Consider the following 12,093-nt stretch of genomic DNA (forward strand, 5'->3'; position numbering starts at 1 on the left):
GTCACCAACGATAGCTGAGGTTCAGCGTCGCCTCGCGCGCAGTGCCATAGTTGCAGCTTCCTCCGGTCGCGTTGCGGCAATGGCTGACATATTCCTTGTCGAACAGGTTCGTCACCGCAAGCTGGACCGCCGCGCCGTCCCATTGGGGACCAAGCCCGCCAAGCTCATAGCTTGCCGCGACATCGACCAGCCCACGGCCGGGGATGCGCAGATCGGGGTTGTAGCTGTTGTCCGTCTGATAGTCCGACATGGCACGGATGCCGCCCGAAAGCTGCAGGCCCGGCACCTGCCCGGGACGGTAATCCGCCCAGAGCGTCGCCTGATGGCGCGGCAGGGTCTGGATTTCGCGCCCCTGTTCGACCGGGTTGTTCGATTTGGTCACCTTGCCGTCGGTATAGGCATAGGACGCGGCAAGGCTGAACTGCGGGGTGATTTCGTATTTCGCCTCGATCTCGGCACCCTTCACCCGCTGCTCTCCGGTCTGGACCGAGCTGTATGCATCATAGGGCGTCAGCGCATTCTTGATCTTCATGTCATAGACCGAAACCGAGATCATGCCGCGTCCGTCCGCGGGCGCATATTTCACACCAAGCTCGAATTGGCGGGTTTCCTGCGCCTTGAAGGGGTTGCCAAAGGCATCGACACCCAGCAACGGCAGGAAGCCGGTCGAATAGCTGACATAGGGGGCCAGTCCGTTTTCGGCCAGATAGATCAGGCCGGCACGATACGATGTCTGATCCTCCTTGTTCGTATACCGCTCATCGCTGATGCGGTTATGGGTTTCGATCCGGGACCAGTCATGGCGAACGCCCAACGTGCCGATCCATTTCCCCCAGCGCATCTGGTCCTGGGCATAGATGCCGGTCTGCGTCTGCTCTTGCAGGGCCGAGCGGGTCACGGCGGGTGCGGGAATGTCCACCGTGCCATAGACCGGGTCCAGATAGTCCAGCGGCGGCACCCCCGCCACGCCATTGCCGAAATTGGTGCTGGAATCGGCGCGAAGGTAATCCACCCCGAAAAGCAGGCGATGCTCGACCGCGCCGGACACGACCCGACCCTCAAGCCGGGTGTCGGCGTTAAAGCTGGTCACATAGTCGTCCGAGATTGCCGAAGCACGGTTCAGCACGGTGCCCGGTGCGTCAAAGGCAAAGGCCGGGTTGACCAGTACCAGCAGCATATCCTGTTCGGATTTGGCATAGCGCAGTGTCTGGCCGACGCTCCAGTCGTCGTTGAAGCGGTGGCTGAACTCGTATCCGATGGCGCGGGTGGTGCGGTTGAACTCGTTCAGCGAAGGGTCGCCCATATACAGATCGCGCGGGATGTTGCCCGCCGGGTTGTCGATCAGCGTGCCCGTCGCCGGATAGAAGCGCGGGTTGAAGTTGTCGGGGTTGTCCTTTTGGTAATAGGCAAAGGCGGTCAGAACTGTATCCGGCGTGACCTGCCATGTCAGGCTGGGCGCGAGCATGATCTGACGATCCCGCTCTCGGTCGATCTGGGTGTGGTTGTTGCGGACTTGCCCGACGAGGCGATAGCTTAGCGTGTCGCTAAGGGGGCCAGTGGTGTCAAACCCGCCCTGTGCGCCACCAAAGGATGAAAAGCCCAGCACCACCTCGTGGCTGGCCTGCCGTTCCGGGCGTTTGCTGACCAGATTGACCAGACCGCCGGGGATAGAGCGGCCATAAAGCACCGAGGCCGGCCCCTTGACGACCTCGATCCGGTCCAGCGCATAAGGGTTGATCGTGGGCGTGGCGTAGTTGTTCGGATCGCCCGGCAGGATCAGCCCGTCCAGCCAGATGGTGCCGTAAGTGTTCGAGCCGCGGATATACAGCCAGTCATAGCGGATATCGGCGCCGTTCGGTTCGGGATGGATGCCGGGGGTATAGCGCAGGGCCTGCGCGACGGTGCGCGCGCCGCGGCTTTCGATTTCCGCGCGGGTGACGACGTTGACGGCCTGCGGCGTCTCGGTCAACGGGGTGCGGGTCTTGGAGGCAGATGCGGCGCTGCGTGCGATGGGCGCATTATCGGCTTCGGCATCGATGACCACCGGGTCCAGCATCACGCTGGCGTCTTGTGCCCAGACCGGTCCCGCCGTCAGAAGACCAAGCGCGGTTCCCCGCAATAGCCATGCCATACCGTTGCGCATCGTCCAGCCACCCTTTGCCGTATAATTGACAGATCCTGTCAGGTTCATCTATGCCATAGGGCAGCTCTGCCCATTCGCGCAATTGGCGCGGATTTTGCGCGCCAATCAGAATCGTTTGCGAAAGCTCATGTCCCCATGATGATCAACGATCGCAGCCTTATGATGCGCGTCAGTGATATGCTGACCCGTCCCGGTGTCAGCTTTGACAGCCCCGAGGATCTGGATGCCGACCAGATGCTGATGCGGGGCGCCTTTCTGCATCGGCGCATGCGCGAGGGGCTGACGATCCACCTGAGCGATGCGGTAGAAGAGCACGCCTTCACCGTGACCTCGCAGCTTGATCGGGGGTTGAACTGTGTCTTCTTTCTGGAGGGGCGGGTCGATCTGACCATCGGCCGGCGCAAGATCGCCTATGGCCGTACGGCCGCCATGCCCCCCATAGGAGCCGCCTTCCTGTGCCGTGAGACCGAGCGCTTTCAGCGCGTGTCGCGCAGTGCGCAACGTCTACGGCATCTGGTCGTGTCCGCCGATCTGGACTGGCTGACGGATGAGGCGATGGAGGCTGCAGGTCTGTCTGGCGGCGGGGCGGCCTTGGGCGACGATCTTGTGGATCATCGCTGGGCCTTGCCTACACGCATGATCTCCCTGATTGCCGAAGTCTTTGATCCGGCCCCGGCGCTTCCTGCGCTTCACAATATGTATCTTGAATCGCGCGCAATCGAGATCGTGGCCACCACGCTTGGTGCCATGGCAAAACCACAGATCGAGGCGTCGCGTCTGTCCCCGCCCGAAATGGCGCGTCTTCGCCGCGCTTGCGACTTCATCAGCGAAGATGCGGACGGTGCGAACTCGGTTGCCAATATCGCTGCAGCGGCGGGCGTAAGCCAAGCCACCTTGCAGCGGCTTTTCCGCGAGGCGTTTGGCCTTAGCGTATTCGATTACGTCCGGCGCGGCAGGCTTTCCGATGCCCATGATGCGCTTCAGCGGCGGCGAGTCACGATCCAGCAGGCTGCGGCGCTGGCCGGTTACTCGACAGCCGCGAATTTCGCCACCGCATTCCGGCGGCTCTATGGATATCCCCCCGGTGCTATAGGGCGCGCGCAGGCCTAAGCAGGATAGAGGCAAGGGTCGAATCGACCTGCGAGCCATGGCCTTGCAGCCGCCGTCCGCTGCAAGCGCACTCCCCCGCGATCAGCGGCAGGGTTGGGCCGCGCGGGGTCTGGTTTTTCTATCTTGGCGACGGGAAGAGGCAGGATCTTCTCCATTCCGTTCCGGCTTTGGAATAGTGGCTCGGCGTTAACGCGACTAAAGTGGTCGTGGTTTTAACTGCAGGATCCTAGCCCGATGCTTATGACCACGATCACGACTCAGCTCGACGAAATCGAAACCCCGCAAAGGCTGGCCGACGAATTCGGTGCCGCTGCAGCAGAGGACGATCGCACGGCCAGCTTCCCCTTTCGGCAGGTCGAGGCGCTGCGCGAAAACGGGCTGCTTGCCCTGACCGCCCCGCAGCACCTTGGTGGCCGGGGTGCGGGACTGGGGGTCGCGGCGCAGGTCATCCGCGAGATCGGCCGTGGCGATCCGGCAGTCGGTCTGGTGCTGGTGATGCAATATGCCCAACTGGCATCGCTGCATCGCGGGCGATGGCCCGCCGGGCTGGTGGCGCGCGTCGTGCGCGAGGCTGCGACCGAGGGGGCGTTGATCAACGCGCTGCGCGTCGAGCCCGAGCTTGGCACGCCAATGCGCGGCGGACTGCCGGCGACCATTGCCCGCCGAACCGGCGATGGCTGGCTGCTGTCTGGTCGCAAGATCTATTCCACCGGCAGCGAAGGGCTGCGCTGGGGTATCGTCTGGGCTCGCACGGACGAGGACGAGGCCCGCGTCGGGCAGTTTCTTGTTCCCATGCAGGCCAAAGGTGTGCGCATCGTCCCGACCTGGGACACGCTGGGGCTGCGTGCCTCATCAAGCCATGAGGTCCGGTTCGACGATGTGCTGCTGCCGCTGGATCATGCGGCGGATATCCGGCGCCCGACGGAATGGGCCATTCGCGGGGATGAAACCTCGGCCTGGGTCAACCTGCTGATCGCCGCGCTTTATACCGGGGTGGCCGAGGCGGGCCGCGACTGGATCGTCGGCTTCCTGAAGTCGCGGGTTCCAGCAAACCTCGGCAAGCCGCTGGCCGAACTGCCCCGGATGCAAGAGGCCGTGGGCGCCATCGAAGAGCGTATCGCCGTCAATCGCCGCCTGATCGCCTCGGCTGCCGAACAGGCGGATGCAGAGCGGGTGCCTTCGGCCAGCGAAACCGGGGTCATCAAGCATGTCGCCACCGAGAACGCCATCGCTGCCGTCGAAGGGGCGCTGAAACTGGCCGGCAATCACGGCATCGCCCGCCACAACCCGCTGGAACGCCATTACCGCGACGTTCTGTGCGGCCGCATCCACAGCCCGCAAGAAGACAGCGTTCTGGTCGTCGCCGGACGCGCCGCGCTTGGGCTTTGACATCAGGAGAATAACCATGTCCGTCGAATTCATCGGCTTTATCGGCAATCACAACGCCTCGGAAATCATTCCGCGTCGGGGTCCGGTCATCGACCGCGACTTTGTCCGCGCCTCGGCTGCGATCCATGAGGCGGGCGGTTTTGATCGTGTGCTGCTGGCCTTTCATTCCTCGACACCCGACAGCCTGTTCGTCGGGCAATATGTGGCCAGCGTCACCAGCCGGCTCAAGCTGATGCTGGCACACCGGCCTGGCTTTACCGCGCCCACGCTGGCCGCGCGACAGCTTGCCACGCTGGATCACCTGACAGATGGGCGCGTTGCCGTGCACATCATCACCGGCGGCAACGACCGCGAACTGGAACAGGATGGCGACTGGCTGACCAAGGACGAGCGTTACGCCCGCACACGCGAATATCTGGATATTGTCCGGCAGGAATGGACCAGCGAAACGCCCTTCGACTATCGTGGCGACTACTACAGGGTGAAGGGTGCCTTGGCGGATATCAGGCCCAAAGGCCCCGAGGGTGTCCCGGTCTATTTCGGCGGTTCGTCCCCGGCGGCGATCGACGTCGCCGGCCAGCATGCCGACGTCTATGCGTTGTGGGGCGAGACCTACGAACAGGTTGCCCAGACAATCGCCGCCGTCCGCGCCTCAGCAGCCCGCCATGGTCGCAATCCCCGTTTCTCATTGTCGCTGCGTCCCATTCTTGCTGAAACCGAGGACGCGGCATGGGCCAAGGCCGCACGTATCCTTGAGCAGGCCAAGGCGCTGCGTGCGGCGGGTGACGAGCCACGGTTGGTCAACACGCTCAACCCCGATCAACCGCAGAACGAGGGTTCGCGCCGCCTGCTGGCCGCCGCTGCCCGGGGTGCCCGGCTGGACAAGCGGCTGTGGACCGAGATCGCTGCGCTGACAGGCGCCAACGGTAACTCGACCTCGCTGGTGGGCACCCCCGATCAGGTGGCCGATGCGATGCTGGATTATTACCGGCTGGGTATTTCGACCTTCCTGATCCGGGGCTTCGATCCGCTGCCGGACGCGCTGCAATATGGCCGCGACCTGATCCCGCGCGTACGTGCGCGCGTTGCGGCCGAATTCACTTCCAGCCACGCTGCTGAATAGGGGAAACATCATGGACCGAAACATCGTCACCACATCGCGCCGCGGCCTGCTGCGATCGGGCATCGGCGTCGCGCTTGCCGCGCCTTTTCTGGGTCTTGGCGTCGGCTCTTTGGCCCGTGCACAGGGGGCAGGGGGCCTTAAACCGCTCCGGTTCGCCTCGAACGCATCGGCGATCTGCCTTGCCCCGGTCTTCGTTGCGCAAGACCATGGCATATTCGAGAAACACGGGCTCGAGGTCGAGATCGTGAACTTCGGTGCCTCGACCGAGGCGCTGCTGGAGGCCATCGCCACCGGCAAGGCGGACGGCGGCGTCGGCATGGCGCTGCGTTGGCTCAAGGCGCTGGAGCAGGGCTTCGACGTCAAGATCACCGCCGGGACCCATGGCGGCTGCTCGCGTCTGGTTGCGCTGCAATCCACCGGGATCAAGGAGTTGACCGATCTCAAAGGCAAGACCATCGGGGTCACAGACCTTGCTGCGCCGGGCAAAAATTTCTTCTCGATCCTGCTGCATCAGGCCGGTATTGACCCCGAAACCGATGTGAAATGGCGGGCCTTCTCGACCGACGTGCTTGAGATCGCGGCAGAACGGGGCGAGATCGATGCCATCGCCGACGGCGATCCCCGGGCGTATTTCTGGCTGAACGACACACCTGATAAATATGTGCAGATCGCCTCGAACCTGGATCACGGTTTCGAAAACCGGGTGTGCTGCATCGCCGGTCTCAGCGGCAGCCTTGTGCGTAACGACCCCGAGACCGCCCGGGCACTGACCCGCGCACTGCTTGAGGCGCAGGACTGGACCGTGGCCCGCCCCGAGGATGCCGCCAAGGCGTTTCTGCCGCAGGCGCCCAAGAACCGCAGCGTCGAGGACCTGATCGCCGTGCTCAAGGATCAGACCCATGACCACACGCCGACGGGCGCCGACCTGAAGACCGAGATCGCGCAATATGCCGAGGAACTGCGCGCCATCAACGTCTTCCGCCGTTCGACCGATCCACAGCAATTCGCCGAGCGGGTCTATGCCGACGTGCTGACGGCCTAGGGAGGACGGAATGGCTTCCATCGAAATTGCAACCGGGGTTGGTGCGCAATCGCATCCCTCCGGCTCTGTCCAGCGCGTGACGCTGCTTGCCTCGCTGGGGTGGTTCGCGGCCGTGGCAATCCTGCTGTTCTGGCAGGACCTGACCTTTCAGCCGCTGGTGCGCGAACTGGCATTGTGCTGGGCTGTCGTCGGCGGTGTGCTGGCGGCTCTGGGCCTTGGCGGCAACAGGTTGGGCCGTGTCGGCCGCTGGACCGCCGAGCGCGCGCCCTGGCTGCTGGCCATCGGTATCAGCGCGGCGGTCTGGACGGTGCTGACCGCCAAGACCGGCATCTTGCCGCAGCCGTTTTTCCCCACGCCGCAGGCCATGCTGGAGGTGTTCATCTATGACTGGCCCAAGATACTCTACAGTGCCTCGTTCTCGGTCTGGCTGCTGGCCAAGGGCTTTTTCTTCGGTGCCATCGCAGGCTTTTTGATCGGCATCGGCATGGGCTGGTCGCGGGCGGTCAGTTATTGGGCTACGCCGCTGCTGCGCTATATCGGGCCGCTGCCCGCCACCGCCTGGCTGCCGCTGGCCTTTTTCATCTTTCCCACTTCAGGCTCGGCCAGCGTGTTCCTGATCGCCTTTTCCACGGCCTTCCCGGTGGCGGTGCTGACATGGTCGGGCATCGCCGCGGTCAACCGCGACTATTACGAAATCGCGCGGACGCTGGGGGCCTCGCCGTTGTTTCTGATCCTGCGCGTAGCGGTTCCGGCGGCGCTCCCGCATGTTTTCGTCGGCCTGTTCATGGGCTTGTCCACCTCTTTCGCCGTGCTGGTCGTGGCCGAGATGTTGGGCGTCGAGGCGGGCCTGGGCTGGTACCTGCAATGGGCGCAGGGCTGGGCGGCCTATGCCAACATGTATGCCGCGCTGTTCGTGATGGCGGCGATGTGCTCGGGGCTGATCACGCTTCTTTTCCGCATCCGCGACAGGGTGCTTGTCTGGCAGAAAGGAGTCGTGCGGTGGTAGCACAGGCCCTCAAGATCATCCCGCAACAGGCGGGCAGTGCCATCGGCATCGAGGCGGTCTCGCACCGCTTCGATCTGGAGGGCGCGCCGCTGCCGGTGCTGGACGACATCAGTTTCGATATCGAACCGGGTTCCTTTGTCGCGTTGCTGGGGCCATCGGGTTGCGGCAAGTCCACGCTCCTGCGGCTGATCGCCGGGCTGGATCATCCGGCACAGGGCCATATCCGCGTGGCGGGCGACGAGGTGGCCGACCCAGACCCCTCGCGCATACTGGTCTTTCAGGACCCGACCTTGTTTCCATGGCGCACTGTGCGGGCCAATGTCGCGCTTGGGCTTGAGGCGCAAGGGACGCTTAAGACCGAGGGCTACCGCGTGGGCGACGCCATAAAGCTGGTGGGCCTGTCGGGTTTCGACAAAGCCTATCCGCACCAGCTTTCAGGCGGCATGGCACAGCGCGTGGCCTTGGCCCGGGCGCTGGTCAACCGGCCCAACGTCCTGTTGCTCGACGAGCCGCTGGGCAAGCTCGACAGCCTGACGCGGCTGGCGATGCAGACCGAACTGACCCGGTTGTGGCAGCAGAGCGGGCTGACCGCAGTTCTGGTAACGCATGACGTGGAAGAGGCGCTTTATCTGGCGCAGCGCGTCATCGTCTTTGGCCCGCGTCCGGCCCGCGTCGTGGCCGATCTCAGGGTTGATCTGCCCTATCCCCGCCATCGCGGCGATCCCAGGCTGGCTGAACTGCGCCATGAGGCGCTGGGTCATCTGGGTCTGGATTCAATCTGGTAGGGCGAGGGAGCCGATAATGAAGACCGCAATCACGGTGCTGCTGCTGGCCGCGCCGCTGTCCATGCCTGCCATGGCGCATATCCATCTGAACCCGGAACAGGCGCAGCGGGGCGAGACGGTCGAGCTGGCGTTTGTCGTCGGCCATGGCTGCGCCGGGGCACCGACCACCGCCCTGCGCGTGGCGCTGCCTGTCGGGCTGGCGGATGTCGTGCCGGTCGAAAAACCCGGCTGGCAGGTCTCGGTCCTGCCGGATGAGATCGGCTGGCAGGGCGGGCCGCTGGCCGATGGGCGCAAGGAAGGTTTCAGTCTGCGCGCCACCCTGACGGCAGATGCGCCCGACACCATCGCCATTCCGGTGATCCAGATCTGCGGCGACATCCAGACCCGCTGGATCGAACCTGGCGCGAATGCCGACAATCCCGCTCCGGTGCTGCGCGTTCTGCCGGCGCGATGATCGGTGCCGGCATGTTGCGATCCATTCTGGTGGGGCTGGCCGTGCTGCTTTGGTCCGCCGGGGCGGCGCTGTGCCATGCCAGCCTGATCTCTGCCGACCCGCCCGATGGCGTGGTGCTGCAAACCGCGCCGCCGACCTTGTCCCTGACCTTCAGCGAGCCGGTTCGTCCGTTGGTCGCACGGCTGAGCGCCGCCACGGGTCAAAGCCGGTTGCTGGAGCCGCCGCAGGTGCAGGGCAACCGGCTGATCTATGCCATCCCCGCTGATCTGGACCGGGGCAGCCATCTGCTGTCATGGCGGGTGACATCGGGCGACGGACATCCGGTGGCCGGAGCCAGCCTGTTTTCGCTGGGCGAGGAAACTGGTGCGGTTGCGGCCGCGCCGGGGGCACCGCTGGCCACGCGCGCCGCGTTGTGGATCCTGCGTGCCGGGCTGATCGGGGCGCTGCTGATCGGCGTCGGAGGCGCGGCGTTCCGGGCCTTTCTGTCGGATGCTCCCCGTCGCCCGTCGTCTGTCGCAGCGGGACTGGGGCTTTTGATCCTGCCGCTGGTTTGGGGTTTTCAGGGGCTGGAGTTGCTGGCCTTGTCTCCGGCGGGGCTGCTGGCCTTGCCGCCTTGGCGCGAGGGGGCGACTGGCGCGCCGGCACTGGCGCTGGTTTTCGCCGCAGCCGCATTGCTGGCCGCACTGTTGCCCGGCCGGGCCACCGCCCTGCTGGCGCTGCTGCTGGTCGGATTGGCGGCTGCAACCTCGGGCCATGCGGCAACGGCGGCCCCCGGCTTGCTGATGCGTCCGGCAGTGGCTGCGCATGTCGTGGCGGCGGCATTTTGGGTTGGTGCGCTGGTGCCGCTGCTGGCCGATCTGGCCCGCGACCATCGGGAAGGGCTGTTGCGGTTTTCGCGGCTGATCTCGTGGGTGCTGGCTGTCATCCTGGCCTCGGGCAGCGCCATCGCCTTTGTGCAACTGGGCCATCCCGCCGCGCTTTGGACCACCGATTACGGTCAAGTGCTGCTGGCCAAGCTGGGGTTGGTCGGCCTGCTGCTGGTGGTAGCGCTGGCGAACCGGCTGCTGCTGACCTCGCGCGCCATGCGCGGCGATGGCCGCCCGCTGCGCGTTGCCGTCGAGATCGAGCTGGCGCTGGTCGTGCTGATCATCGCCACCGTGGCGCTGTGGCGATATACGCCGCCACCCCGCAACCTGCCCTCTGCCCCGCCCGAGATCCGGCTGCAAGTCGCATCCGATACCCTGTCGGCCGAGATCGGCGTGTCGCCGCCGCAGGTCGGGCTGGTCTCGATCCGGGTCTTGGACCTGCGTCTGGACGGTCAGCCGGTTACGCCTGAATCTGTCGAGGTTGAACTGTCGAAACCCGCCTATGGGCTGGGGCCGTTCCGCCACGAAGCGGCGCCCGATTGCGGCGTTGTGGATGCTGGGCGATTCCTTTTGCCCCTTGATGGCTACTGGGTGCTGACGCTGCGCGTTGTGATCGGCGATTTCCGGGTCGAGGAACTGCGCGACCTGATCGAGATCGCACCCGCATCCTGACGGGATGATTCGCCCCCCTTCGGCGGCAGAGAATGCGAACCCCCCGCAACCCATGCCGACCGTGGAAATCTTCTCTGAGACCGCGGAAATTTGGAATTCATCCAGAGCGTCCGAAGGGCTAGTCAAATAAAAGACGGCAACAACTGTCGTGATTTTTGACGAAAGGGACACCATGGGCGCGCGACGGCTGAAACTGGGCTTCATGATGCATGGCAACGGCACCGGATGGGGTGACTGGCGCCACGCGGACGCCGAACCCGGCGCTTCGACCGATTTCGCCTATTACCGGCGGCAGGCACAGATCGCCGAGGCAGCGAAGTTCGATTTCCTGTTCGTCGCCGACAGCGTGCACATCACGCCAAAGTCCAGCCCGCATTACCTGAACCGCTTCGAGCCGCTGACCATCCTGTCGGCGCTGGCGGCGGTTACCGACCGCATCGGACTGGTCGGGACCCTGACGGTCAGCTATGCCGAGCCGTTCAACGTGGCGCGGCAGTTCGCCTCGCTCGACCATATCTCGGGCGGGCGGGCTGGCTGGAACGTTGTGACAAGCTGGCTGGAAGGCTCGGCCCGCAACTATTCCCGCGAAAAACATTATGATCACGCGACCCGCTATCGGCTTGCCGCCGAACATCTGGACGTGGTGCAAGGCCTGTGGGATTCGTGGGAGGACGACGCGCTGGTCCACGACAAGACCAGCGGCCGGTTCTTCGACGCGGAAAAGCTGCACCGGCTGGACCATCATGGGCAGTTCTTTCAGGTAGAGGGGCCGCTGAACATCGCGCGCTCGCCGCAGGGGCAGCCGGTCATCTTTCAGGCCGGCGCGTCCGAAGACGGCCGGAACTTCGCGGCGGCGCGCTCGGATGCGATCTTCGTGCAGGACGACGACCTGCGCTCGGCCAGCGCCTATTACGCCGATGTGAAACGGCGGGCGGCGGGGTTCGGCCGTGATCCGGACGAGCTGTTCATCCTGCCCGGCCTGCGCCCGGTGATCGGTTCGACCGAGGAAGAGGCTGAACGCAAATACCGGGAGTTCATTGCCCTGACCTCGATCGAGGATGCGCTGCTGATCATGGCGCGGTCCTTTAACGAACACGATTTCTCGCAATACGATCTGGATGCGCCGTTCCCGGATGTAGGGCGCTTTGCGCAGAACTCGAACCGCTCGACCTCCGAGCGGGTGATCCGGCTGGCGCGCGAGAGCGGCCTGACGCTGCGCGAGACGGCGCATCGATTTGCCACGCCGCGCACCGATTTCGTCGGCACGCCCGAACAGGTTGCCGACGCCTTCCAACGCTGGTTCCAAGAGCCAGCGGCGGACGGTTTCGTCTATAACAACTCGCTTCCCAACGAGCTTTCGGTTTTTGCCGACACCGTCATCCCCATCCTGCAAGAGCGGGGGCTGTTCCGGCGCGAATACGAAGGCACGACCTTCCGCGATTCGCTGGGGCTGGCGAAGCCGGTGAACCGAAACACCTCGCGGCGCATCGCGGCCGAGTGACA

10 protein-coding genes are annotated in these 12,093 nt (G+C 64.7%); 9 read left to right on the top strand and 1 reads right to left on the bottom strand.

Annotated elements, in window-relative coordinates; translation table 11 throughout:
- Position 1: 1 nt before the first annotated feature.
- Positions 2 to 2,143: a TonB-dependent siderophore receptor gene (locus JWJ88_RS20840; RefSeq protein ID WP_205297101.1), complete on the bottom strand. Its 2,142-nt coding sequence runs from the start codon at positions 2,141 to 2,143 to the stop codon at positions 2 to 4.
- Positions 2,144 to 2,278: 135 nt separating this feature from the next.
- Here JWJ88_RS20840 and JWJ88_RS20845 point away from each other — a divergent pair, with 135 nt between their 5' ends.
- From JWJ88_RS20845 to JWJ88_RS20885, 9 genes are all read left to right on the top strand, one after another.
- On the top strand, positions 2,279 to 3,253 hold the full coding sequence (locus JWJ88_RS20845; protein WP_205297102.1) for a helix-turn-helix transcriptional regulator: 975 nt from the start codon (positions 2,279 to 2,281) through the stop codon (positions 3,251 to 3,253).
- Between the two features lie 234 nt (positions 3,254 to 3,487).
- Positions 3,488 to 4,642: an acyl-CoA dehydrogenase family protein gene (locus tag JWJ88_RS20850; RefSeq protein ID WP_205297103.1), complete on the top strand. Its 1,155-nt coding sequence runs from the start codon at positions 3,488 to 3,490 to the stop codon at positions 4,640 to 4,642.
- A 16-nt stretch (positions 4,643 to 4,658) separates the two neighbouring features.
- Complete coding sequence (locus JWJ88_RS20855) at positions 4,659 to 5,765, top strand: LLM class flavin-dependent oxidoreductase (RefSeq protein ID WP_205297104.1); 1,107 nt, start codon at positions 4,659 to 4,661, stop codon at positions 5,763 to 5,765.
- A gap of 10 nt (positions 5,766 to 5,775) precedes the next feature.
- On the top strand, positions 5,776 to 6,807 hold the full coding sequence (locus tag JWJ88_RS20860) for an ABC transporter substrate-binding protein (RefSeq protein WP_205297105.1): 1,032 nt from the start codon (positions 5,776 to 5,778) through the stop codon (positions 6,805 to 6,807).
- Between the two features lie 10 nt (positions 6,808 to 6,817).
- Positions 6,818 to 7,813, top strand: coding sequence for an ABC transporter permease (locus JWJ88_RS20865; protein WP_205297106.1), 996 nt, complete (start codon positions 6,818 to 6,820; stop codon positions 7,811 to 7,813).
- Complete coding sequence (locus JWJ88_RS20870; protein WP_205297107.1) at positions 7,807 to 8,598, top strand: ABC transporter ATP-binding protein; 792 nt, start codon at positions 7,807 to 7,809, stop codon at positions 8,596 to 8,598. Before JWJ88_RS20865 ends, JWJ88_RS20870 begins: the two co-directional genes overlap by 7 nt.
- A 16-nt stretch (positions 8,599 to 8,614) precedes the next feature.
- A complete protein-coding gene (locus JWJ88_RS20875) occupies positions 8,615 to 9,052 on the top strand; it encodes a YcnI family protein (RefSeq protein WP_240200393.1) in 438 nt (145 codons plus the stop codon).
- A gap of 11 nt (positions 9,053 to 9,063) precedes the next feature.
- A complete protein-coding gene (locus tag JWJ88_RS20880; protein ID WP_240200394.1) occupies positions 9,064 to 10,590 on the top strand; it encodes a copper resistance CopC/CopD family protein in 1,527 nt (508 codons plus the stop codon).
- A 172-nt stretch (positions 10,591 to 10,762) separates the two neighbouring features.
- The gene (locus tag JWJ88_RS20885; protein WP_205297109.1) at positions 10,763 to 12,091 is read left to right on the top strand and encodes an LLM class flavin-dependent oxidoreductase; all 1,329 of its coding nucleotides are present in this window, start codon (positions 10,763 to 10,765) and stop codon (positions 12,089 to 12,091) included.
- The last annotated feature ends 2 nt before the right edge of the window (positions 12,092 to 12,093 follow it).

Source organism: Paracoccus methylovorus (genome assembly GCF_016919705.1).
Lineage (GTDB): Bacteria > Pseudomonadota > Alphaproteobacteria > Rhodobacterales > Rhodobacteraceae > Paracoccus > Paracoccus methylovorus.